Consider the following 24,338-nt stretch of genomic DNA (forward strand, 5'->3'; position numbering starts at 1 on the left):
TTAAGAAAGCAGCATATGGGAACCTTCAAAAAAATGATTTTTGGCCTATTTTTAGTAATGACCGCCGTTTTAGAGGCGCAGGATAAACCAACGGATTTTCTTCCGGCAGATTTTCATAAAGAGCGAAGGCAAAAGGTAAGGGAAATGATGCCGGCCAATAGCGTGGCCATATTATTTGCCAATCCCGTTCGTAATCGTGCCAACGATGTTGATTATGTTTACCACCAAGACCCGGATTTTTATTACCTGAGCGGTTACCATGAACCCCATGCCATTCTGTTAGTATTCTCCGAAAAACAATATACCGATGACAATCAAGAATATGATGAAATGCTCTTTGTCCAGGAAAGGAACCCGAAAGCTGAGCAGTGGACGGGAAAACGGCTTGGTATTGAAGGCGCCAAGGCGAATTTGGGTTTTACCACCGTTTTTAATGGGAAAGATTTTCTTTCTTCTGACATCGATTTTAAGTCTTTTGACAAAGTGTTGTTTTTCAATTTTAAGAACGATGTACGAGATTCAAGGGATGAAGCAGATCTTTTCAGCTTGATCAGTTCCTTTAAGGAAAAGGTCAATTATCCTTCCGATTTTGATGCTAACAAACAGCACTTGTATCAAATGATAACCTCCACCGAAGTGGAAAATAGTGCCAATGTGGCCCAAGTGTTGGGCAGGTATTTGAGGAGAGACGAAGATCTACAGCAAGATGAGCTGCTTACCGGTTTTGTAAATGCAGAAAACGAACAGTCGCGATTGGAAATAAAAAATCAGGTGGCCCTTAAAATGAAAGGTAATAATTTGGATTCTTCTTCTCTTACGGAAATCATGGCCAAACTCAGGGAAACCAAGACCGAAGAGGAAATGGTACTGCTAAAAAAGGCCATTGAAATATCGGCGGTGGGGCAAATAGAGGTGATGAAAGCCATGCACCCAAACATGTCCGAAACCGAAATTCAAGGGGTGCATGAGTTCGTGTACAAGAAGTATAATGCTGAATACGAGGGCTATCCGTCCATTGTGGGCGGTGGACACAATGGTTGCATACTTCACTACATTGAAAACAACAAGCCCAAGGTAGGCAATGATTTGGTGTTGATGGATTTGGGTGCCGAATACCACGGTTATACAGCAGACGTTACCCGAACCATTCCCGCAAACGGAAAATTCAGTAAGGAACAGAAACTCATTTATGAAATCGTATACGAGGCCCAAGAAGCGGGCATCAAGGCCAGTGTGGTAGGAGCGCCTTTTCAAGCTCCGGGGCAAGCAGCCAGCAAGGTAGTGACTGCCGGATTAATGAAGTTGGGTATCATTAAAAAAGAGGAGGACTCCAGGATTTATTTCCCTCACGGAACCTCACATTATTTAGGTTTGGATGTACATGATCGGGGCACCTATGGCGCTTTTCAACCCAATACGGTAATTACGGTAGAACCGGGAATTTACATACCCGAAGGCAGTGACTGCGATAAAAAATGGTGGGGGATTGCCGTACGTATTGAAGACGATATCCTCATTACCGAAAACGGACCGGTGAACCTATCCGCTATGGCGCCCAGAACCGTTGCCGAAATTGAAAAGACCATGGCCCAGCCCAGCCCCTTGGATGATTTTAAGCTACCGGAGTTGGATTAGGGGTTAACCTTGAAAGCTTACATATTAAAAATTAATATTGATTGAAGTAATTAATGGATGATTTTTTTCAAAATATCGATAATTGGACCTTAATAAAGTATACAGGAGGAATAACAGTTGTTCTAAGTTCATTAATAGCATTTATTTCGCATGTCTTGAAGGATTTTCTTTTAAATAAATGGAAGTTAAAATATGATACTGAACTCGAAAGCCTTAAGGCGAAATTTTCCAAAAACAATACAATTTTGGAGAATCTTACTGGGTCACTATCAAATGTTTATCTGGCTTCTAATGAAAAAAGGATTGAAAGCTTGGAAGCAATCTGGACTGGAATGTTAAGGGTGAAAAATGAAATGCCTGTACTGGTTTCAATGGCTTATAATATATTAACGCCAGAAGAAATCGAAAATTTACCTAATACCAATAAGTTCAATGCCTTAATTGATGCATTTGAACCAATAAATTATTTTGAAAAACATTCAAATTTAATTCATCAGTTGGAATTGTCTCGTCCATTTATTGGTGAAACATTGTGGTCAATCTTTTTTACTTATCAGGCCTTTATAGGAAGGTCTATCTTTTTAATTAAAGAAGGACTGGAACAGGGTAAAGTTACTCATTGGAAAAATGACTCAAATTTTATTAATCAAATCCTAACCGTAATAATTGAACCAGAGGAGTTAGAAAAATTAACCATGAAAGATAAAACTGCTTACAGTAATGTCTTAAGCTTTCTAGAATCCAAGGCTCTTAATGACATCTCAGAACAGTTGACGGGCAAGAAAATGACTGATGACACCTTGAGTCATGCAATAATGTTAAATGAACTGACCAAAAAAGCTATTTTCAATTAGAAGCATAAAGATTAAAATTGGCTGATGCTCTTCTTTGATCTAGGCCAAAATTTACAACATATTCGGTATTATAGTTGTGTGTAATTTATACGTATATTTATCGTATAAAATAATGAAATGGTTAGAAAAGAACTTCACTTAGACGAAAAGGTGATTTCAGCTCTGGAGGCGGAGGCCAAAAGACAAAATCGAAGCCTAAAAAATTACTTGGAACATTTGGCCATTGAACAAGCCAAAAAATTGGAAACACCCTCTAAGGAGTATAGAGACATGATGGATAGCATGTTGAAGAGGCTTGAAAAGGGAGAAGTTGAATTTTCCAGTCTGGAGGAGGTAATGGCAAGAAATGGCTTATGATATAGTAATCTTCAAAGAAGCTGAAATCGATTTAATGACTGCGATATGTCATTATAGGGTTTCAGGTCTTGAGGGGAGTTTTAAAGCCGATATTACAAAGCAAATAAGCTATCTAAAGGCAAACCCATTCTTGTTTCAAGTATTTTACCGAAATGTAAGAAGGGTGCAGTTCAATGAATTTCTTTATTCTATACATTTTACGATTTCCGACCAACAAGTATGGATATTGAGAATACTACATCATAAACAAAATTTTGAATAATTCATACTAAAAAAGACCCCGAATGGGGTCTTTTTTATTCGTCTAAAAGAAAACTTTTGAGCTGATCATAAGTTTTGATCTTGATGGATTTTTTCTCCTTGTCCATCACCTTTTTGATTTGCTCTGGAATGGCCACTTTTTTATCGATGGTTTCTTCTACCACATCTAAAAACTTTACCGGGTGGGCGGTTTCTAAGAAAATACCGTAGTGGTCCGGATGGTCGTTCAAATACTTTTTAAGCCCCAAATAGCCAACGGCACCATGCGGGTCCGCAATGTAGCTCCTGTGTTCGTACAATTGCGTCATGGTTTCCTTGGTGATTGCATCATCAAAAGCGTAGGAAGAAAGATTTTTCTCCAACAGCTCAAAATTGTCATTGTACAAATGGCGGATTCTTATAAAATTACTTGGGTCGCCCACATCCATGGCATTGGAAATGGTGGCGGTAGAGGGTTTTGGTGAATACTCCTTGGTGAGCATAAATTGGGGTACCGTATCGTTTACGTTGGTAGCGGCAACAAAGTGCTTAACGGGCATTCCCAATTTTTGGGCTACCATACCGGCACAGATATTCCCAAAATTCCCGGAGGGAATGGAGAATACAATTTCTTTGCCTGCTTTCTTCGCTTGCTTGTAGGCGAATAGGAAGTAAAACATTTGCGGTAGCCAACGTGCCACGTTAATGGAATTAGCGGAGGTCAGCTGCATTTGCTGTAAAATACCCTCGTCCAAAAAGGCGGTTTTTACCATTTTCTGGCAATTGTCAAAAGTACCGTCCACTTCCAAGGCCGTAATGTTCTGCCCCAAAGTGGTGAGTTGTCTTTCTTGTATATCGCTCACTTTTCCGCTAGGGTAGAGAATGACGACATTTACGCCTTCAACTCCTAAAAAACCATTGGCAACGGCTCCTCCGGTATCCCCTGAAGTGGCCACGAGTACCGTAACTTCATTTTTTTCGCCCCGCGAAAAATAGCCTAGGCATTGCGCCATAAAACGGGCGCCTACATCTTTAAACGCCATGGTAGGCCCGTGAAAAAGCTCCAAAGTACCCACATTGTCCTCAATTTCAATCACCGGAAAATCAAAATCCAAGGTGTTTTTTAAAATTTCCTTGAGTTCCTCATTGGGGATTTCCTCGCTTACGAACTGATGAATAGCGTTAAAAGCAATTTCGTGGTTGCTCAATTCTTCGATCTGCTCAAAAAAGGAATCGGGCAGGGGCGTAAAACTTTCCGGAAAGTAAAGTCCCTTGTCCGGTGCAATTCCCCTCACTACGGCTTCTTTAAAAGATACGGCTGGGGCTTCTTTATGTAGGCTGTAAAATTTCATTTAGTCGATGATCTTAATTCCTTCTGTATTAATTTTTGAAACGTGTACGTCATAGTCCACACCTATTTTTTGGTACACATGTGTCATGGCTTCGGCTACATTTTGGGCAGTTTCTTTTCCTTTGCTAAAGGCAAAAATACTGGGACCCGACCCGGAAATTCCGCAGCCGAGGGCACCAGCTTCTTTGGAAACCGATTTTATTTTATCAAATCCCGGAATCAAAATAGAACGGATGGGCTCTACAATATGGTCTTGCAAAGAGCGACCGATCAGGTCGTAGTCTTCGGTAAAAAGACCGGCGACCAAACCGCCTACATTGCCCCATTGTTTGATGCCATCAGCCAAGGTGAGGTGGGTTTTTAATATTTTTCTAGAATCGGAAGTTTTTATTTCTATCTGCGGATGAATCACCGTTGCGTACAATTCTTCGGGACAATGAATGGAAATAACATCCAAAGGCTCGTAGCTACGAACCAAGGTAAAACCACCGAACAGGGCAGGAGCCACATTATCCGCATGTGCAACCCCGCTGGCCAAACGCTCGCCTTCCATGGCAAATCTTACCAATTCCAAAGTGGAAAAAGGTTTGCCCAACAATTCGTTCATGGCCCAAACCGCTCCCGTGGAGCTGGCGGCACTACTGCCGATACCGCTTCCGGCCTTGATTTTCTTATAGATTTCAATTTCAAAACCTTCTTGTGAGCCACTTTCTGCCAAAAGGGCCAATCCGGCAACGCCCGCAACATTTTTATGGGTTTCCATCGGCAGGTCTTGTCCTTCCAATTTGGTGATGCGAATGCCTTTTTCAGCCGATTTTCTAATCACCATTTCATCGCCTACATTATCCAAGGCAACCCCAAGTACATCAAAACCGCAGGAAACATTGGCAATTGTGGCCGGGCAGAATATTCTGATTTCGTTTTTGCTCATTTTCTAGAAGTTTCCGATTCTAATAATATCTGCAAAAATACCGGAAGCTGTTACATCTGCACCCGCACCGGCACCCTTTATGATCATTGGCTGGTTGGGGTACCTCTCTGTGTAGAAAAGTACGATGTTGTCACTTCCTTCCAGATTATAAAAATCATGGCCTTTAGGAATTTCCTGGAGTCCTACACTTGCTTCGCCATTTTCATATTGGGCAACATATTTTAGCTTACTGTCCTTGGCGGCGGCTTTGGCATACATTTCTTGAAAACGTTCCTCGTATTTAACCAAAGAAGCAAAGAAATCCTCATTATTAGTGGTATTCAAACTTTCTTCAGGAAGGAAACTGTTATTGGCAATATCGTCTATTTCCAATCGGTTACCACTTTCACGGGCCAAAATCAGAATTTTACGCATCACATCTATTCCGCTTAAATCGATTTTCGGATCAGGTTCGGTATAACCTTCCTCTTGTGCCTGTTTTACAATGTCGTGAAAGGTGGTCTGGTCGTTAAAGTTATTAAAGACGAAATTGAGACTCCCTGAAAGTACCGCCTGAATTTTCAAAACCCTATCTCCGGAAGCAATCAAATGTTTCAGAGTATCAATAATGGGCAAACCAGCGCCCACATTGGTTTCGAAGAGGAAAGGGGCATTGTAGGCCCTTGCCAAATCTTTCAAATGCTGGTAATTTTCAAATTCAGAAGAACAGGCGATTTTATTACAGGTAACCACTGAGATACTGTTTCCAAGGTAGGAAGCGTAGGTAGAAGCAACATCGCCACTTGCGGTATTGTCCACAAAAATACTATTGCGATAATTGAGTTTTTGAATGGTCTCGAAGAACTCAGTTTTGTCCGCTTTTTCGCCGGAAGCCAATTTTTCCTTCCATTGGTCTAAACTGATCCCTCCATCATCGAAAAACATGGTTCTTGAGTTGGATATACCAATTACCCGTATGTTGAGTTTTAGTTTTTCCTTAAGGTAGGAACGTTGTTGTCTTACCTGCTCCAAAAACTTGGCTCCCACGTTACCAACCCCCATTACAAAAAGGTTGAGCTGCTTAACGTTCTCCTCAAAAAATTCTTCATGAAGGGCGTTCAGGGCCTTTTTTACATCACTTTCGTTGATGACCGCAGAAATATTCCTTTCAGAAGCACCTTGGGCAATGGCTCTGATATTTACATTGTTCTTACCAAGGGTACTGAACATTTTACCGCTCAATCCTTGGTGCTTTTTCATATTGTCTCCCACTAAGGCAATGATAGCCAAATCGGTTTCGGCAATGGCAGGTTTTATTTTTCCACGTTCTATTTCCACTTCAAAAGCTTCGTTTACAATCTCAACGGCCTTTTCAATGTCGTTGGCAGAAATACCGACACAAATAGAGTGCTCAGAAGAGGCTTGGGTAATAAAGACTACGCTTATTCCGTGTTGCGAAAGTATTTCAAAAAAGCGTTTTGAAATTCCTGGAATACCAACCATTCCCGGTCCTTCCAAGGATAGCAAGGCCATGTTGCCTACGTGGGTAATACCGCGTACGGTCTTTCCTTTTTCGTTCTTGTTCTTGGTGATTAGGGTTCCGGCATTTTCCGGCTCGAAGGTGTTTTTTATATGAATGGAAATACCCTTGCTCAATACCGGCTGAATAGTAGGAGGGTATAAAACTTTGGCGCCAAAATGCGAAAGTTCCATGGCCTCTTCGTAAGAAATATGTGGAATGGCCTTGGCTTGTTTCACCAATTTAGGGTTGGCAGTGTACATTCCGCTTACATCGGTATAAATTTCCAACACTTGGGCATCTACAGCAGCGGCAACAATAGCGGCGGTATAATCCGAACCACCACGACCTAGGGTAGTGGAGTTGCCTTTTTCAGAACTGGCAATAAAGCCGCCCATAACTGTAATTTTTGCATCGGTTTTGTCAAAATGCCCTTGGCAATTGCTGTTGGTGATGGTGAAATTAACAGTCGCTTTTTCATTGTGTTCATCAGTAATGATGAGTTTTCTACTGTCCACATACTGGGCATCCAAGCCTTCTTGGGCAAAAAATTCACTGATGATGTTGGAGGATAAAAGTTCTCCGAAACTCACAATCTTATCGGAGAGTTTAGGGGTGATTTCGCCAATGAGGTAAGCTCCTTCCACCAAGGTTTCCAAAGTGTTCAGCTCACTTTTTACCTTACTCAGAACCTTGCTCTGAGCGTTGATGTTGATGAGTTCTTTTACAGTGTTGAGGTGTCTTTCCTCAATATCCAATAAGACGGATTTGTAACCCTCACTTTGTTGCGAAGCCAAATAAGCGGCGTTCAACAATAAATCTGTAATTCCTCCTAAGGCGGAAACCACTACGGCCATTTTTTCTGCTTCCGTATTGGCAACGATATTCTTGACTAAATTGATATTTTTTGCGTTGGCAACAGAAGTGCCACCGAATTTTAAGACTTTCATCTATATATTTTTAAAAAGAAACTTTTTTGAAATGGGCGCATACAAGCGCGAAAACGGAGAAAATATAGCTGCTTACCCCAAAGGGGTTGTGGTACCGGTAATTGCGGTGAATCCATTGTAAAATGGCGTAAGGGTTTTAATTCTATGTGTGTTGCTCAGGAACATACTTAAATCAAAGACTCAAAAGTAGTACTTTTGGTAACCTAATCAAATGAAACGATCAATTTTTGTGTAATCTTCACGAATTAGTAAATATTCTTAATAAATGAAACTTTTTACGGCCCAGCAGGTGTACTACGCTGATAAATTCACAATCAAAAAACAACATATTTCCAGTGACGAACTTATGGAAAGAGCTGCCATTCAATTGTTTAATTGGCTGCATTTGCGCATGCAAGGAGCGCAAGTAAAAATTCATTTGTTCTGCGGAATTGGCAATAATGGGGGAGACGGTCTTGCCTTGGCAAGGCATTTACAAGAACACGGTTACAATATTGGGGTGTATGTGGTCAATTACAGTAAGAAGCGCTCCAAAGACTTTTTGGTGAATCTTGAAAGGCTCAAAGACCGAAAAATTTGGCCGGATTTCTTAGAGGAAGGTAGTGATTGGCCCGAAATTTCACAGGAAGAAATCATTGTAGACGCTATTTTTGGAATAGGACTCAACAGAGCTCCAGATAATTGGGTGGTTCAGCTGTTTGAACATTTGCATTCTTCTAAGGCATTTATTCTTTCGGTGGATATACCTAGCGGATTGTTTACAGATGCTGTTCCGGAAGAAGGTAAAGCAATCATGTCTAATTACACCCTTAGTTTTCAAGTACCAAAATTGGTTTTCTTTTTGCCACAAACAGGGGTTTATACCGAGCAGTGGGAAGTACTTGATATAGGGTTGGATGTTGAATTTCTAATGAAGGTCGAGGTAGATTTTGAACTTATTGGAAAGAATGAAGTACTGCCCATTTATAAACCACGTGAAAAATTTTCGCATAAAGGCACTTATGGACATAGCTTTGTTATTGGTGGGAGTTATGGGAAAATTGGTGCCGTACAATTAGCTACAAAGGCCTGTTTAAAATCCGGTAGCGGATTGGTCACTGCCTTTGTGCCAAAATGCGGATATCTTCCCTTACAGACAAACATTCCAGAAGCTATGGTTTTGACCGATACGAATGAGAAACAACTTACCGATATTCAATTTGATATTGAGCCCAGTGCTATAGGAATTGGTATTGGCATGGGAAAAGCGAAGGCCTCTGTTAAAGCTATGGAAGACCTCTTGAACCGAATTCAGATACCGATGGTGTTGGATGCCGATGCGCTAAATATCCTTTCAGAAAATAGGGCTTTGCTGAAAAAGCTACCTGCAAAGTCGGTACTCACACCACATCCCAAAGAATTGGAAAGGCTTGTGGGTTCATGGAAAGATGATTTTGATAAGCTGGAGAAGGCAAAAACTTTTTCAAATGAACATGATTGTATATTGGTCATCAAAGGAGCCAACACCATTACAATATATCAAGATAGGGGGTATGTAAATTCTACAGGTAACCCTGGAATGGCCACGGGTGGAACGGGTGATGTTCTAACCGGTTTGATTACCGGATTGATGGCCCAAGGGTATCAGCCTCTGGAGGCCTCTATATTTGGTGTGTATTTGCACGGTCGTGCTGGTGATATCATGCTAAACAATACTGGCTATCAATCCCTTTTAGCTTCCGATGTGATAAATGGAATAGGGCCGGCGTATATGGACTTATTTAAAGCGGAGGAGCCACCTCAGGAAGAAAACCCTCAGCAGAATTAATACAAAAAAAAGGCCTACAACCAGAACTATATTTCGATTGTAGGCTTTTAACAGTTCTGTTTAGGCAAGAACCCTTCTTTTTACCCATTTAAGTGCGTTCTCGTATTCTATAAAGAATTTCATAGGTTTTTTATAGAATAGTTTTTCAATTTTAAAATTGTGCATATCAATTTCTTTTACGCTCACAATGGCAAATGCCTTCAAATTATCCAACTGCCTTAAATAAGTGTAAATAGTAGGGTCTACGGCAAAAGAGTGTTTGCGTAAACTGATATATCCAAAATTTTTGTTTCTGAAGTGAATTTCCGAGATACCGATAATCTGGTACATTCTTTCAAGGGTCAAGGTAGCTCCCTCGTCAAATAATGCTACCATATAGTTCTCATATACCTGTACTTTTCCAACATCCAACTGATACTCCCGGACAATGACTGTCTTTTTAGGTCGCCTCACTTTCATTTTCAATAAGATTATATAGTGTGTTCGAAACGAAAGTAGATGTAGTGCTAAGGATTCTGAAAATTATTAGATTAAAGGCGAAAATATCGTTTAATCTACCTTACTTACCGTTTAGTTGTATCTTGTTTCTTACCAAGGGATTACAAGTAATAAAAAAAGGGAGTCGTTTAATACGACTCCCTTATCTATAAATTCTTACGAAACTACTCCGTTTTAGAAGACTCTTCCGGCTTTTTGATCTCTATGGTCAATTCTTCCTTCTTTTCATCAAAGTCCATGTTAATCGTATCGCCTTCCTCTAATTTGGAATTCACGATTTCTTCCGCAAGTGCATCCTCGATATACTTTTGGATGGCTCTTTTTAGAGGTCTCGCTCCGTATTGTTTGTCAAAGCCTTTATCCGCAATGTAGTCCTTTGCTTTTTCGGAAAGGTTCAAGTTGTATCCTATATCCTTAATACGCGCGAATAACTTGCGAAGCTCAATATCAATGATTCTGTGGATATCTTCTCTTTCCAACGGATTAAAGACGATAACATCATCTATCCTATTCAAGAATTCTGGAGCAAACGCCTTTTTTAGCGCTCCTTCAATGACACTCTTTTGATGGCTTTCTTCCTGTGCTTTCATCGCCGAAGTTCCGAAACCAACTCCTTGTCCGAAATCTTTCAATTTACGGGCACCTATGTTGGAGGTCATAATGATAATCGTATTTCGGAAATCAATTTTTCTTCCTAGACTATCCGTTAAATAACCATCGTCCAACACCTGTAACAACATATTGAAGACATCTGGGTGGGCTTTTTCTACCTCGTCCAGAAGCACTACGGAATAAGGTTTACGTCTCACTTTTTCCGTAAGTTGGCCACCTTCTTCATAACCAACATATCCCGGAGGTGCACCAACCAATCTTGAGATGGCGAATTTTTCCATGTATTCGCTCATATCAATTCTGATGAGGGCATCTTCCGAATCAAAAAGCTCTTTAGCAAGAACTTTTGCCAATTGGGTCTTACCAACACCGGTCTGTCCCAAGAAAATAAAGGAACCAATAGGTTTGTTGGGGTCCTTAAGACCTGCACGGTTTCTTTGGATTGCCTTTGCAACCTTGGCAACTGCCTCATCTTGGCCAATGACATTGGATTTGATAAGGTCCGGTAAACCGGCCAATTTATTACTTTCCGTTTGTGCAATCCTGTTAACGGGAATACCGCTCATCATTGAAACAACATCTGCTACATTGTCTTCCGATACAGTTTCTTTATGCATTTTACTGTCCTCTTCCCATTTTTCCTGGGCTGTAGCCAGCTCTTTTTCTATGCGTTTTTCATCATCACGTAACTTGGCCGCCTCTTCGTATTTCTGCTTTTTAACAACGCTGTTTTTAAGCTCACGTACGTCTTCCAGTTTTTTCTCGAGTTCCAAGATTTGTTTTGGAACATCCATGTTTACAATATGGACCCGAGAGCCAGCTTCATCCAAAGCGTCAATAGCTTTGTCCGGAAGAAAACGATCGGTCATATATCTGTTCGTTAATTTTACACAGGCCTCAATAGCCTCGTCTGTATAATTAACGTTGTGGTGGTCTTCGTATTTTCCTTTTATGTTGTGAAGAATTTCAATGGTTTCCTCAACGGAAGTAGGTTCAACAATAACCTTTTGGAATCGTCTTTCCAAAGCACCATCTTTCTCAATGTACTGTCTGTACTCATCTAAAGTAGTCGCGCCAATACATTGAATTTCACCTCTTGCCAAGGCGGGTTTAAACATATTGGAAGCATCCAAACTACCTGTGGCACCACCAGCGCCAACTATGGTATGAATCTCGTCAATAAAAAGAATTACATCATCATTCTTTTCCAACTCGTTCATGACCGCCTTCATGCGTTCCTCAAATTGACCACGGTACTTGGTACCAGCCACCAATGAAGCCAAATCCAAGGTAACTACCCTTTTGTTGTAAAGAATTCTAGAAACCTTTTTGTTGATGATTCTAAGAGCTAAACCTTCTGCAATAGCACTTTTACCAACACCTGGCTCCCCGATCAAAAGAGGGTTGTTTTTCTTTCTTCTACTTAAAATTTGCGATACACGCTCAATTTCCTTTTCCCTTCCAACAACTGGATCCAATTTGTTTTCCTCGGCAAGACGTGTTAGATCTCGGCCAAAATTGTCCAGCACCGGGGTTTTGGATTTCTTACTTCCTTTTTGCCCTGTAGTGGTACCAAAAGAACCTGAGTCCTTACCTTCATTGGTGTCATCATTGTCACTTGGGAAAGATTCCGAAGTGGGTGCATCTACAATATCATCGTCACTTGTAATCATGAACTTAAATTGTTCTTTTACTCCATCATAATCCACTTTTAACTTGTGAAGTAGTTTGGTGGTAGGGTCATTTTCATTTCTTAGTATACATAGCAACAGGTGAGCGGTATTAATGGAAGAACTTTGAAAAAGTTTGGCCTCTAAAAATGTTGTTTTTAGGGCACGCTCTGCTTGACGTGTCAAATGCAGGTTTTTCTTATCCTTTTGTATATTGTTTGGATTTGGGTTGGAAGGGCTTAAAATTTCCACTTTTCTTCTCAAGTGGTCCAAGTCAACTTCCAATGCATCCAAAATACTAATAGCCTTACCGTTGCCATCGCGCAAAAGCCCAAGCATAAGGTGTTCAGTGCCGATGAAATCGTGCCCCAAACGCAGTGCTTCCTCCTTGCTATAAGCAATAACGTCTTTTACTCGTGGTGAGAAATTATCATCCATAAACTTATCCTTTCATCTATAAAATTAGTAAAACTATAGTAATCTAACGCAAATAGTGTACCTATTATTAGATTTACCTTATTGAAAAAATGAAAAAAGGATTGGTTTTCAAACATTTTAACAATTGGGATGTGAAAATTATGGGTGTTCATAGTGTTGATAAAATGTTTAATAAAGTGGCGTATGAGTACGTTCAAAGCCATGATTTTACGTATATTGGCATGTTTTTTAACTAAAATAATTTACTAGGATTTTAATATGGCGGAAGGAGAAAAATTGATTCCTATTAACATAGAAGAGGAAATGAAATCTGCCTACATCGATTATTCGATGTCGGTCATTGTGTCACGTGCTTTGCCAGATGTCAGGGATGGTCTAAAACCCGTACACCGTAGGGTTCTTTACGGTATGCATGATTTGGGAGTAAGAGCTAGTAGTGCACATAAGAAGTCTGCCCGTATCGTGGGGGAGGTTTTGGGTAAGTATCACCCTCATGGGGATACTTCCGTATATGATACCATGGTGCGTATGGCGCAGGAGTGGAGTTTGCGTTATATGTTGGTAGATGGTCAAGGTAACTTTGGTTCCGTGGATGGGGACAGCCCTGCGGCCATGCGTTATACCGAGGCCAGAATGCGTAAGATTTCCGAAGAAATGTTGGCCGATATCGATAAGGATACGGTGGATCACCAATTGAATTTTGATGATACTATAGAGGAGCCAACAGTTCTACCTACCAGAATACCCAATTTATTGGTAAACGGAGCTTCGGGTATTGCTGTAGGTATGGCTACCAATATGCCGCCCCACAACTTATCTGAGGTAGTGGACGGTACGGTTGCTTATATAGAAAACAATGATATTGAGGTTGATGAAATCATGACCCATATCAAAGCACCGGATTTTCCGACAGGTGGAATTATCTATGGCTATGAAGGTGTTAAAGAGGCTTTTCATACCGGTAGAGGGCGGGTAAAAATGCGTGGAAAGGCCATCATAGAGGAAGTGCAAGGAAGGGAATGTATCATTGTTACCGAAATTCCTTACCAAGTGAACAAGGCCGATATGATCAAGAAAACGGCCGATTTGATCAATGAAAAGAAAATTGAGGGAATTTCCAGTATAAGGGATGAGTCTGACCGTAATGGTATGCGAATTGTGTATATCCTAAAGCGTGATGCCATACCTAATATTGTACTGAATACCCTATATAAATATACCGCATTACAATCTTCTTTTAGTGTTAACAATATTGCCTTGGTTAATGGAAGGCCAGAATTGTTGAACATTAAGGATATGATCCATCACTTTGTGGAGCATCGTCATGAAGTGGTTGTAAGAAGGACTCAATATGAGTTGAAGAAAGCCGAGGATCGTGCCCATATTTTGGAAGGTCTTATCATTGCTTCGGACAATATAGACGAAGTAATTGCTATTATAAGGGCATCTTCTAATGCCGAGGAGGCACGTGAAAAATTGATGGAGCGGTTTAAGCTTACCGAGGTACAGGCCAAGGCCATCGTGGAAATGCGTTTGCGTCAACTTACAGGTCTTGAACAAGATAAATTACGTTCTGAGTATGACGAAATCATCAAGACCATTGCCGATTTAAAGGATATTCTTGCGCGAAAGGAGCGTAGAATGGATATTATTAAAGAGGAATTGCTAGAAGTTAAAGAGAAGTACGGTGACGAGCGCCGTTCCGAAATTAATCTCGCCGGAGGTGATTTAAGTATTGAGGACATGATTCCTGATGAGCAAGTGGTCATTACCATTTCTCACGCCGGTTACATTAAAAGAACTCCTTTATCCGAATATAAGACCCAAAATAGGGGAGGAGTAGGTCAAAAAGCTTCTTCCACTAGGAATGAGGACTTCTTGGAATACCTCTTTGTGGGTACCAACCACCAATACATGTTGTTCTTTACCCAAAAAGGGAAATGTTTCTGGATGCGTGTTTATGAAATTCCAGAGGGCAGTAGAACATCCAAGGGTAGGGCCATTCAGAATCTTATCAATATTGAGCAGGATGACAATGTGAAGGCATTTATCTGTACTCAGGATCTTAAGGACGAGGATTATGTAAATAGTCATTTCGTAATTATGGCCACCAAAAAGGGGACTGTCAAAAAGACATCCCTAGAGCAATATTCACGTCCAAGACAAAACGGAATCAATGCTATTGGTATTAGAGAAGGCGATGAATTGTTAGAAGCTAAATTGACAACGGGAACCAGCCAGATTTTCCTGGGATTAAAATCAGGTAAGGCTATTCGATTTGAAGAAAGCAAAACGCGCCCAATGGGCCGTAATGCCTCTGGTGTACGTGGAATTACTTTAGCCGATGATAATGATGAGGTGATAGGAATGGTTTCTGTACATGACTTTGAGGACAACATTTTGGTAGTCTCCGAAAATGGGTACGGAAAGCGCTCGAGCATTGAGGATTATCGTATAACCAACAGGGGTGGAAAAGGGGTTAAGACCATTTCCATAACCGATAAGACCGGAGGTTTGGTAGCTATTAAGAATGTTTCGGATTCGGACGACTTGATGATTATCAATAAATCCGGTATTGCCATTAGAATGAGTGTAGAGGATCTACGTGTGATGGGTAGGGCAACACAGGGTGTTCGACTTATCAACCTTAAAGGCAATGATTCTATTGCTGCTGTAGCCAAGGTGATGAAGGAAGAAGATGATTTAACGGAGAACGATATTTTGGACATTGAGGTCAATCCTGAAGAGGATGGCACGGCTCTTGATAATGATGGAACCGAAGAAACAAATGAATAACCCTAAATTAATTAGTAAACACTAACATTTTAAATTAATAGATTCGAAAATGAAAACTAGATTTTTAATACTTGCAAGCTTATGTTTTTCAATGGTGGGCTTTGCACAAAAGAGTGAAATCAAGACCGCAGAAAAAGCCCTTAAAAGTGGCGATGCGGCTTCTGCTAAAACAGCCTTGGAAGCTGTTTCCGGTTCAATTTCGGGAGCTGACGAAAAATTACAAGCGCAATATTACTTTACAAAAGGAAAAGCGTATGCTGAATTAGCAAAAAAAGGAGACAATAGTGCGTTTGAAGAGGCGGCAAAGTCTTTTCAACAAGTTATAGATGTTGAAGAAAAGAGTGGAAAGGAAAAGTATTCCGAAGAGACTCGTCAGCATATGAGAGCACTAAGTGCAGACTTAGTTAATTCTGCTGTTGAGGATAACGGAAACAAAAAGTTTAAGGAAGCGGCCGAAAAGCTTTATACGAGCTATAAAATCAGTCCGCAAGACACCTCTTACCTATATTATGCCGCAAGTAGCGCTGTAAATGGGGGACACTACGAGCAAGCCCTTACCTTCTACGAGGAATTACAGGAAGTAGGCTATGACGGAAGCGGAATGGTATATAAGGCTACCAACGTGGATTCTGGACAAGTGGAAGAGATGGATAAATCTCAAAGGGATTTGATGGTAAAATCCGGTACTTACAAAGATCCAGTTGATGAGAAAACACCTTCCAAAAAGGCTGAAATTGTAAAGAATATGGCTCTTATCTATACCCAATTGGGTAAAGATGACAAAGCTTTGGAGGCGTATTCAGCTGCTAGGGAGAGTAATCCTGATGATGTAAACTTGGTGCTTAACGAAGCCAATCTTCATTACAAATTAGGTGATAAAGAGAAGTTTAAGGAATTGATGGCACAAGCTGCCGAAATGGCCCCTGACAATGCAGATTTGCATTACAACATTGGAGTTATCAATATGGAGCAAGGTAATCTTGAAGAAGCAAGAGCTGCTTACAAAAAGGCCTTGGAAATCAATCCGAATTACACTAATGCCCAATTGAACCTTTCTACCACTTACGTTAACGAAGGGAACTCACTTATTGATGAGATGAACAGCCTAGGAAATTCAAAAGCGGATATAGCCCGTTATGATGAATTAAAGGAGAAAAAAGATAGTTTATTCTTGGAAGGTGCGGGTGTTTTGGAAGAAGCACTTAAGAACAATCCTGATAACCAAAGTATCTTAACTCAGCTTAAGAATATTTATGGCGCTATGGGAGACAATGAAAACTTCATGAGAATTAAGAAAATGATAGGCGAATAATTTCGTTCTACTCTACAAAAAAAATCCCTCTAGTATTTCTAGAGGGATTTTTTTATGCTTAAAGTGAAACTTAAATAATCTGTTTAATGACTCTCAATTGATAGGTGTACCTTGATGTTTGGGTATTAAATATTCCTGTGTGGTCCAGCCTATCAATTCTTACTTTACCATCTACATGAATGATGTAATTATTTTCCATAATAATGCCTACATGGACTATCTCTCCGTCTGAATTATCAAAAAATGCTAGATCACCAGCTTCACTTTCTTCGATAAAACTTAAGGCTTGGCCTTGGGTGGCCTGTTGTGCCGCCGATCGCAGCAATTGGTGTCCATTAATTTTGTACACCATTTGAGAAAAAGCTGAGGCATCTATACCAAACGGACTCTTGCCACCATATAAAAAGGGGGCATTTAAGTATAAAAGCGCTGTTTGTACCATGCTTTGTTTCTCTCGCTTTCCATCAAAATACCCTCCATCAAAAGTATGGGATAAAATGGGGCAATGCGCTATAGCAGAACCTAGCATAATAGGTAAAAGAATGGAGTCATCTGTTTCAATAAAGGATACCAGTTCACAGGAGTGTTTCAACTCCTTTTTGTTTTCTATTAGATTGTAGGCTTCCTCTTCAATATAGGTGAATTGTTGTTTTTGTAACCAACCTTCGCACTTGTCATGGGCCACTCGTATCCTACTATAGTACTTGCGTTCTTCCAATACCTTAAAATGATCCCCATAAAGTAATTGGGTGACCATTTCGGAAGAATCGTTTGCTTGAATTCTTACGGAAACTATACTAAGGTGACAAATACCGTATTGCATGAATCTAGAAAGGGGTGTCTGGCCAGTTTAAGATTTTTCTACTATGATTGCCGAGGCACCACCGCCTCCGTTGCAAATTGCTGCGGCACCTAGTCTAGCATTGTTTTGTTTTAATACATGCAAAAGGGTTACTAAGATCCGGGCACCTGAGCATCCAAGAGGGTGCCCCAGAGAAACGGCTCCTCCATTGACGTTGGTGTTTTTATCCGTTAGGCCCAATAATTTAAGGTTGGCCAATCCTACTACGGAAAAAGCCTCGTTGAATTCAAAAAAGTCAATATCATTTAGGGTAACTCCGGCTTTCTCAATAGCTTTTGGAAGTGCTTTGGCAGGTGCGGTGGTAAACCATTCCGGTTCTTGTGCCACATCGGCATAACTTTTAATAGTTGCTAAAGGAGTTAAATTCAATTCCCTCGCCTTCTCCGCACTCATTAATACCAAGGCGGCAGCTCCATCATTGATAGTTGAAGCGTTGGCCGCGGTCACCGTACCATCTTTACTAAAGGCCGGCCGTAAAGATGGAATCTTTTCCATTTTTACGTTTTTGTATTCCTCGTCCTCGGTTATCACTAAGGGTTCTCCTCTTCTTTGCGGTACTTCTACAGGAACTACTTCATCATTGAATTTGCCGCTTTTCCAAGCATCTGCAGAGCGCTTATAAGATTGTATTGCAAATGCGTCTTGATCCTCTCTTGTAAATTCGTATTTTTCCGCACAGGCATCTGCACAAACACCCATGGCATTCTGGTCATAAGCGTCAACCAATCCATCTTTTTGCATTCCGTCCACGAGGGTAGTAGGGCCAAATTTTTGACCATTTCTCATATGGACATAGTGCGGTATAAGGCTCATGTTTTCCATTCCTCCGGCTACGGCAATGGAAATATCGCCGAGAGCGATAGCTTGGGCAGCTTGCATTACCGCTTTCATACCGGACGCACAAACTTTATTGACGGTAGTGCAGGGAACGGTATTGGGAATTCCGGCATAAATTGCCGCTTGCCTTGCGGGAGCTTGCCCTGTTCCTGCTTGTACCACGTTGCCCATTAGAACTTCTTCAACCAGCTCCGGAGCTAATTTTATCTTTTCCAACGCGCTTTTGATGGCAATGGCACCTAACTTTGGTGCGGGCACCGTTGATAATGACCCCATAAAACTTCCTATGGGCGTTCTAACAGCAGAAACTATGACAACTTCTTTCATTGGAAAAAATTTATTCGTGCGAATTTAAGAAATTTAATAGGTTATTTAAGGGGACCTTTCTGCGATAAGTTATATTCAAGCTATTATTTTCTATTTTTGAAACTGATAGTACCCATATGCGCAAATTTTTGGATAACGTTTTTAAGAATCAATCGCTTATTTACAAGTACATTCTGTACATCGTTACGGTAGCATGTATTGTTTTCTTTTTTCCGAAAGGAGGCAAATTCAAATTTGAGTTTCAAAAGGGGAAACCTTGGCAGTATGAAAATCTATATGCTCCTTTTGATTTTTCTATTAAAAAGGGTGCTGACGTCATTGCACAGGAACAGAATGAAGTCCGCAACCAACAAGATAGTTACTTTAGGTATGATGCTTCAATAAGGGAGGAAGTTGCTTCTGAGTTTGAGAATAAGTTTCCTCAAACTTTTGTGGCAGGTCAATACGACTTGGATGAATTAGCTCTCCTTAAGTCCGTGGGAAATGATATATTGGATAGTCTCTATGGTAGGGGGGTCGTTACCAAATCAAATAATAAGCCCAATTCAGGCCAAACTTACTTGATTAGAAGCAATGAGGCCAAACGCATCAAAGATAAGCAACTCTTGCGTTTACCTAACGTTGACGATGTTATCTTGAGAATATTAAATAGCCAGAAACTTGAGGATTATAACCAAGAATTTCAGGAACTTTTTTTTGACTTGGTAAGGCCCAATGTTTTTTTTGACCAAAATCTCACGGAAAGGGCGTTGGAAGAAGAGCTATCAAAGATTTCGCATACCCGGGGAACAGTGGATGAAGGAAAACTTATTATAGCTAAAGGCGAGGTAGTTGAGGCTGAAAATCTGGAAGTTCTTGACTCCTTAAAAACGGAATATGAATCCGAATTATGGACGGAGAACAATCATTACTATATACTCTTTGGTTACACGGTTCTGGTAGCATTGGTTTTGGTCATGTTGTTACTTTTCCTTAAAAAATATAGACCAGAAATATTTGAACACAATACCAAGGTAACCTTCATTTTCTTTAATATTCTATTTATGGTCATTATTACCACAATGGTGGTAAAGTATGATGAGGGTTATGTGTTTGTGGTTCCTTTGTGCATTTTACCGCTTATTTTAAAAACCTTTTTTGATGCGCGTTTAGGCCTATTTGTGCATGTATTGACCATTTTGATATTAGGTTTTGTGGTGCCTAATAGCTTCGAGTATATTTTTCTCCAAATTGTAGCAGGAATAGTCACTATTCTTACCGTTTCAGAACTTTATAAAAGAGCGAACCTTTTTATATCCGTTGGTCAGATTACCTTGATTTATGTAGTGGGCTATTTGGCATTCCATATTATTCACGAAGGAAATTTAGACAATATAGCTTGGTTTACGCTAGGACTGTTTTTTTTAAATGGAATGATTACGCTGTTCGTTCAGCCATTGATATATGTTTATGAAAAGCTGTTTGGGTTGGTTTCAGATGTTTCTCTTTTGGAATTGTCGGATACTAATTCTAAACTTTTAAAGGAGTTGTCCAATAAGGCGCCTGGAACGTTCCATCATTCCTTACAAGTAGCGAATCTGGCGGAAGCTGCAGCCAATGAGATTGGAGCCAACGCCATGTTGGTGCGGGTGGGGGCCCTTTATCATGACATTGGAAAAATGTTGAACCCAACTTACTTCACGGAAAATCAAATTACCAACGTAAACCCTCATGATGAACTTTCACCCAAGGATAGTGGAAAAATTATTTTAGATCATGTTATAAACGGTATTGAACTAGCCAAAAAGAACAATATACCTGACCGTGTTATCGATTTTATTAGATCCCATCATGGTACCACATTGGTCTACTATTTCTATAAGAAACAATTGGACCTTGATCCTAATACAGACGAAGAGCTTTTCAGATACCCTGGTCCTACACCCTTTTCAAAGGAGACGGCAATTTTAATGATGGCGGATTCTGTGGAAGCCGCTTCAAAGAGTTTGAAAAATCCCACTTTTACTATTATCAATGATTTTGTGGATAAGATTATCACCGGTCAAATGAATGCGGACCAGTTTCTAAATGCTAATATCACCTTTAAGGAAATAGAGAGTATCAAGAAAATCTTTAAACAGAAGCTTACCAATATTTATCATCTTCGTGTAGAATATCCTGAGTAATAAGGAGGTATAAATCAGTGCGAAAAAAAATGAAAAAATAGTTGCGTTACCCAAATTGAAAAAGTACATTTGCATCCGCAATTTACCGCTATGGAGGTTGCCAAGGTTCATTAGAATATAGTATTGGAGAGGTGCCGGAGTGGTAACGGAGCAGATTGCTAATCTGTCAGCGCGTAAGTGCTGCCTGGGTTCGAGTCCCAGTCTCTCCGCTTTTTTCCAAAAAAAAAGATATCCTTCGGGGTGTAGCGTAGCCCGGTTATCGCGCCTGCTTTGGGAGCAGGAGGTCGCAGGTTCGAATCCTGCCACCCCGACGAACCACTAAATAGGTGGTATTAAAGCACTGTTAATCGACTGATTGACAGTGCTTTTTGTTTTTTATGCATTCATCTGATATCAAATAAAACCATATAAAAGGTGTAGAGTTCGGTGAATGGTTCGGTACGTTTCTTGTGCATAATTTAGCTTCAGTTTGACGCTGTTTATGGGTGTTTTGCAAACCAGTTTTGTCAAACCCAAAAATTATGTATTATGCGCAATTCCAACACTTTAAAGGTTTTAATCTTCACTAGGAACATTTCCAATAATCCTGAAAAATTGACCATTTATGCCCGTATCACCGTCAACGGAAAACGTGCCGAGATAAGTTTGAAACGTTATGTTTCGGTGAATGAATGGGATGAAAATAAGGGCAGACTCCATGGACTTACCCACAAGGCCCGTTTGTTGAACAGCTATCTGGATGAGGTTTATGGTGAGATCATGGACACCCATAAACAGTTGTTGCGTGAGGACAAGCTCATTACCTCTCAGGCCATCAAGGCCCGCTATCTAGGACAGGATGAAAAGCACAAGACACTAATGGAGCTTATCAAGTATCATTACGAGTCACAAAAGTGTAAGCTTCGTCCGGGAACCATGAAAAACTATTATGGTACAGAAAAGTATCTCAAAAGGTTTTTGGAGCATACCAGAAGACTTCAAGACATCAACTTAAAGCGATTGAACTATAAGTTCATTACTGATTTTGAGAACTATTTGATAAATGGGCCTGATCTGCAAAAGGGAAAGAAGTGTACCAATAACGGGGCAATGAAACATTTGGAGCGGTTAAGGAAAATGGTAAACCTTGCCGTGAGGTTGGAATGGATGGACAAAGACCCCTTTGTTAATTATAAAAAGCATTATAAGAAGAGTGAACGTTCTTTTTTGACCGAAAGGGAACTCAGGTTCATTGAGGAAACAACTTTTTCAGGGAGGGGTTATGAGAGGGTCAAGGACACCTTTCTTTTTTCATGTTACACAGGATTGGCCTATGGAGATGTAAAAGCACTGGATATTGATCACATGCGGTTTGGTATAGATGGGAACCTTTGGATTCATACGAAAAGGGAAAAAACTGATGAAGCGGTCAAGGTTCCTCTACTTCCCAAAGCAAAACAAATCTTGGATAAATATAAAAACTGCGATGAAAGATTGGTACACGGAAAGTTGCTGCCTGTATTGAGCAACCAAAAGACCAACAGTTATTTAAAGGAGATTACAAAGGCTTGTGGAATCTATAAGAATATTTCTTTCCATACTGCCAGGCACACTTTTGCGACAACAGTAACACTTTCCAATGGTGTTCCAATTGAAACCGTTTCCAAAATGCTAGGCCATACCAAATTGACCACTACCCAAATTTATGCAAGGGTCTTGGAAAAGAAAGTCGGTGAAGATATGAGGTTATTGGTCGACAAGATGAATAGCAAATAAAGCTTTCCTAAAAGAATTATTCAAATTCATCGATTTTATTCCGTTTTAGGAGTATATAGATGTATTTTACATCAATATAATCTAGTTGTATGCAATTAAAACAAAACATTGAGATTGAATGACACAGATTGAAAACTATAAAAAAATACTCGAAGATATTTTTAAACAAAAGATTAAGTTTTCAAATAACAATATCGAAAATAATTGCATAGGAGCTTTAAAAAGCAAAGATGATTATAGCGTTTTTAGAAATAATTTTATTGAACGATTAAAAAGGATTAACGCATACTTTTCTGATTCAGAAGATACTATTACAGAGGTTATCAATACTGCAAAACAACTTGGTCAAACAAAGGGTTATAAATGGGCTGGAGCTTATTCTGAATTAGTTGCATTGGATTATTGGATTCAATTTCAAGATTTATCCAATATTACTTTTCCAGACAGAGGTAATGTAGATGACTTTGTGGAAAGTATTGCTAAACAAATTGGACAACAAGAGATTGATTTAGATATTAGTTTAGACTTGTCAACAAAAAAGATATACACAGATGTAAAATGCTTAATTCCTACTCATACAGAATTAACTGACCAAATTTTGAATCGAGTAAAATCTAAAACTAGAAGACAAGACTATTTAATCGGAATAGATGACATTTATGATGTTGATTTTTTAAGAACTAAAGGAGATTTTGTATCAGAATTACAATCAGGAAACTTAATAAATGAACTTGAAAAGTGCGTAAATCAAGGAAATAAATATTATAGTCATACTTTAAAAAGTGGAAATAAAGCTTCATTTAGGATTTCATACTCACAACCTGGAAAAAATACAGTCCTCACAACAACAAGAGCAATGGACCCATATAAATTGGCAATCGACTATAGATACAAAATTTTAGATTATTACAATAAACTGTTGATTAATGAACCAAGCTTAATAACATTTGTAATAAATCCTTGGTTTAATCAAGAATTAAACACCTCTCTTGGAGATTTTTTCGGCACTTTCTTAAGGTCTTTAGCAAGGAGAGTTTTTATGGAGCTAACTAAAGACGATACTGATATGGAGATAATTTTTCCGGACTTAATTGGTCATAACTTAAAGATATCAGATGTAGCAAAAAAAATTACAGGTATTATTTTCATTAAAGATAATTCAATAATGAAAATGGGAGAAGACATTAATGATGTTTATATTTATTTAAATCCCAATGCGACAAACAAAGTTTTGAAAAGTTCGGATTTTAACATTCTAAATTGGTCACCACCAATAAAACAACCATTTATTGACGATTTTCAAAATGACAATTATTAGAACAAATAACTGCGTACAACAATGGCTCCTATGAAAAGCCATAGTCCTGTTCTAAAGTTAGTCAATATTTCCCTTTTGCCTTAAACCACCCTTTTTCTTTTTATATAACTTGCTCGGCATCCTAT

General features: G+C 39.6%; 17 protein-coding genes and 2 tRNA genes. 12 read left to right on the forward strand and 7 right to left on the reverse strand.

The window, feature by feature from the left end; translation table 11 throughout:
• Positions 1 to 15: 15 nt before the first annotated feature.
• From BIZ36_RS16500 to BIZ36_RS21330, 4 genes are all read left to right on the forward strand, one after another.
• Positions 16 to 1,635 carry an aminopeptidase P N-terminal domain-containing protein gene (locus tag BIZ36_RS16500; RefSeq protein WP_187459000.1) on the forward strand — a complete coding sequence of 540 codons (1,620 nt, stop codon included), beginning with the start codon at positions 16 to 18 and terminating at the stop codon, positions 1,633 to 1,635.
• 53 nt (positions 1,636 to 1,688) lie between these two features.
• Positions 1,689 to 2,489 (forward strand): hypothetical protein, encoded by an 801-nt coding sequence (locus BIZ36_RS16505; protein WP_187459001.1) that lies wholly within the window; start codon positions 1,689 to 1,691, stop codon positions 2,487 to 2,489.
• Positions 2,490 to 2,606: 117 nt separating this feature from the next.
• Entirely contained in the window at positions 2,607 to 2,846 is a 240-nt protein-coding gene (locus tag BIZ36_RS16510) for a hypothetical protein (RefSeq protein ID WP_187459002.1), read from the forward strand.
• A 34-nt stretch (positions 2,847 to 2,880) separates the two neighbouring features.
• Positions 2,881 to 3,108 carry a type II toxin-antitoxin system RelE/ParE family toxin gene (locus BIZ36_RS21330; RefSeq protein WP_187459003.1) on the forward strand — a complete coding sequence of 76 codons (228 nt, stop codon included), beginning with the start codon at positions 2,881 to 2,883 and terminating at the stop codon, positions 3,106 to 3,108.
• Between the two features lie 34 nt (positions 3,109 to 3,142).
• On the opposite strand, the gene thrC is transcribed toward BIZ36_RS21330, so the two are convergent.
• The 3 genes from thrC to thrA are packed head-to-tail and all read right to left on the reverse strand — an operon-like array spanning position 3,143 to position 7,816.
• A complete protein-coding gene (gene thrC, locus BIZ36_RS16520; protein ID WP_187459004.1) occupies positions 3,143 to 4,438 on the reverse strand; it encodes a threonine synthase in 1,296 nt (431 codons plus the stop codon).
• Positions 4,439 to 5,368, reverse strand: a complete 930-nt coding sequence (locus BIZ36_RS16525) for a homoserine kinase (protein WP_187459005.1) — start codon at positions 5,366 to 5,368, stop codon at positions 4,439 to 4,441.
• A 3-nt stretch (positions 5,369 to 5,371) separates the two neighbouring features.
• Positions 5,372 to 7,816, reverse strand: coding sequence for a bifunctional aspartate kinase/homoserine dehydrogenase I (gene thrA / locus BIZ36_RS16530; protein WP_187459006.1), 2,445 nt, complete (start codon positions 7,814 to 7,816; stop codon positions 5,372 to 5,374).
• 265 nt (positions 7,817 to 8,081) lie between these two features.
• Between thrA and BIZ36_RS16535 the strand changes: the two genes are divergently transcribed.
• Positions 8,082 to 9,623, forward strand: a complete 1,542-nt coding sequence (locus BIZ36_RS16535; protein ID WP_187459007.1) for an NAD(P)H-hydrate dehydratase — start codon at positions 8,082 to 8,084, stop codon at positions 9,621 to 9,623.
• A gap of 60 nt (positions 9,624 to 9,683) precedes the next feature.
• Here BIZ36_RS16535 and BIZ36_RS16540 read toward each other — a convergent pair whose 3' ends face one another.
• Positions 9,684 to 10,082 (reverse strand): STAS/SEC14 domain-containing protein, encoded by a 399-nt coding sequence (locus tag BIZ36_RS16540; protein WP_187459008.1) that lies wholly within the window; start codon positions 10,080 to 10,082, stop codon positions 9,684 to 9,686.
• 203 nt (positions 10,083 to 10,285) lie between these two features.
• Positions 10,286 to 12,841 (reverse strand): ATP-dependent Clp protease ATP-binding subunit, encoded by a 2,556-nt coding sequence (locus BIZ36_RS16545; RefSeq protein ID WP_187459009.1) that lies wholly within the window; start codon positions 12,839 to 12,841, stop codon positions 10,286 to 10,288.
• 258 nt (positions 12,842 to 13,099) lie between these two features.
• Here BIZ36_RS16545 and gyrA point away from each other — a divergent pair, with 258 nt between their 5' ends.
• Complete coding sequence (gene gyrA / locus BIZ36_RS16550; RefSeq protein WP_187459010.1) at positions 13,100 to 15,637, forward strand: DNA gyrase subunit A; 2,538 nt, start codon at positions 13,100 to 13,102, stop codon at positions 15,635 to 15,637.
• A gap of 49 nt (positions 15,638 to 15,686) precedes the next feature.
• Positions 15,687 to 16,949: a tetratricopeptide repeat protein gene (locus BIZ36_RS16555; protein WP_187459011.1), complete on the forward strand. Its 1,263-nt coding sequence runs from the start codon at positions 15,687 to 15,689 to the stop codon at positions 16,947 to 16,949.
• A gap of 70 nt (positions 16,950 to 17,019) precedes the next feature.
• On the opposite strand, the gene BIZ36_RS16560 is transcribed toward BIZ36_RS16555, so the two are convergent.
• Positions 17,020 to 17,772: a C40 family peptidase gene (locus tag BIZ36_RS16560; RefSeq protein WP_187459012.1), complete on the reverse strand. Its 753-nt coding sequence runs from the start codon at positions 17,770 to 17,772 to the stop codon at positions 17,020 to 17,022.
• Positions 17,773 to 17,799: 27 nt separating this feature from the next.
• Positions 17,800 to 18,975 carry an acetyl-CoA C-acyltransferase gene (locus BIZ36_RS16565; RefSeq protein WP_187459013.1) on the reverse strand — a complete coding sequence of 392 codons (1,176 nt, stop codon included), beginning with the start codon at positions 18,973 to 18,975 and terminating at the stop codon, positions 17,800 to 17,802.
• 116 nt (positions 18,976 to 19,091) lie between these two features.
• Between BIZ36_RS16565 and BIZ36_RS16570 the strand changes: the two genes are divergently transcribed.
• The 5 genes from BIZ36_RS16570 to BIZ36_RS16590 all read left to right on the forward strand — a co-directional run bounded on the left by BIZ36_RS16570 (position 19,092) and on the right by BIZ36_RS16590 (position 24,213).
• Positions 19,092 to 21,140, forward strand: coding sequence for an HD family phosphohydrolase (locus BIZ36_RS16570; protein ID WP_187459014.1), 2,049 nt, complete (start codon positions 19,092 to 19,094; stop codon positions 21,138 to 21,140).
• A gap of 125 nt (positions 21,141 to 21,265) precedes the next feature.
• Positions 21,266 to 21,349: transfer RNA gene (locus tag BIZ36_RS16575), tRNA-Ser, on the forward strand.
• A 27-nt stretch (positions 21,350 to 21,376) separates the two neighbouring features.
• Positions 21,377 to 21,451, forward strand: a tRNA-Pro gene (locus BIZ36_RS16580).
• Positions 21,452 to 21,668: 217 nt separating this feature from the next.
• Positions 21,669 to 22,895 (forward strand): site-specific integrase, encoded by a 1,227-nt coding sequence (locus BIZ36_RS16585; RefSeq protein WP_187459015.1) that lies wholly within the window; start codon positions 21,669 to 21,671, stop codon positions 22,893 to 22,895.
• A gap of 118 nt (positions 22,896 to 23,013) precedes the next feature.
• Complete coding sequence (locus BIZ36_RS16590) at positions 23,014 to 24,213, forward strand: hypothetical protein (RefSeq protein ID WP_187459016.1); 1,200 nt, start codon at positions 23,014 to 23,016, stop codon at positions 24,211 to 24,213.
• Positions 24,214 to 24,338: the final 125 nt, after the last annotated feature.

Source organism: Cytophaga sp. FL35 (assembly GCF_014349235.1).
Lineage (GTDB): Bacteria > Bacteroidota > Bacteroidia > Flavobacteriales > Flavobacteriaceae > Euzebyella.

Excerpts from the sequence above, each read along its gene's own strand:
- BIZ36_RS16500 (WP_187459000.1), top strand. The coding sequence starts at position 16 with ATGGGAACCTTCAAAAAAATGATTTTTGGCCTATTTTTAGTAATGACC.
- BIZ36_RS16505 (WP_187459001.1), top strand. The coding sequence starts at position 1,689 with ATGGATGATTTTTTTCAAAATATCGATAATTGGACCTTAATAAAGTAT.
- BIZ36_RS16510 (WP_187459002.1), top strand. The coding sequence starts at position 2,607 with ATGGTTAGAAAAGAACTTCACTTAGACGAAAAGGTGATTTCAGCTCTG.
- BIZ36_RS21330 (WP_187459003.1), top strand. The coding sequence starts at position 2,881 with ATGACTGCGATATGTCATTATAGGGTTTCAGGTCTTGAGGGGAGTTTT.
- thrC (WP_187459004.1), bottom strand. The coding sequence starts at position 4,438 with ATGAAATTTTACAGCCTACATAAAGAAGCCCCAGCCGTATCTTTTAAA.
- BIZ36_RS16525 (WP_187459005.1), bottom strand. The coding sequence starts at position 5,368 with ATGAGCAAAAACGAAATCAGAATATTCTGCCCGGCCACAATTGCCAAT.
- thrA (WP_187459006.1), bottom strand. The coding sequence starts at position 7,816 with ATGAAAGTCTTAAAATTCGGTGGCACTTCTGTTGCCAACGCAAAAAAT.
- BIZ36_RS16535 (WP_187459007.1), top strand. The coding sequence starts at position 8,082 with ATGAAACTTTTTACGGCCCAGCAGGTGTACTACGCTGATAAATTCACA.
- BIZ36_RS16540 (WP_187459008.1), bottom strand. The coding sequence starts at position 10,082 with ATGAAAGTGAGGCGACCTAAAAAGACAGTCATTGTCCGGGAGTATCAG.
- BIZ36_RS16545 (WP_187459009.1), bottom strand. The coding sequence starts at position 12,841 with ATGGATGATAATTTCTCACCACGAGTAAAAGACGTTATTGCTTATAGC.
- gyrA (WP_187459010.1), top strand. The coding sequence starts at position 13,100 with ATGGCGGAAGGAGAAAAATTGATTCCTATTAACATAGAAGAGGAAATG.
- BIZ36_RS16555 (WP_187459011.1), top strand. The coding sequence starts at position 15,687 with ATGAAAACTAGATTTTTAATACTTGCAAGCTTATGTTTTTCAATGGTG.
- BIZ36_RS16560 (WP_187459012.1), bottom strand. The coding sequence starts at position 17,772 with ATGCAATACGGTATTTGTCACCTTAGTATAGTTTCCGTAAGAATTCAA.
- BIZ36_RS16565 (WP_187459013.1), bottom strand. The coding sequence starts at position 18,975 with ATGAAAGAAGTTGTCATAGTTTCTGCTGTTAGAACGCCCATAGGAAGT.
- BIZ36_RS16570 (WP_187459014.1), top strand. The coding sequence starts at position 19,092 with ATGCGCAAATTTTTGGATAACGTTTTTAAGAATCAATCGCTTATTTAC.
- BIZ36_RS16585 (WP_187459015.1), top strand. The coding sequence starts at position 21,669 with ATGCGCAATTCCAACACTTTAAAGGTTTTAATCTTCACTAGGAACATT.
- BIZ36_RS16590 (WP_187459016.1), top strand. The coding sequence starts at position 23,014 with ATGACACAGATTGAAAACTATAAAAAAATACTCGAAGATATTTTTAAA.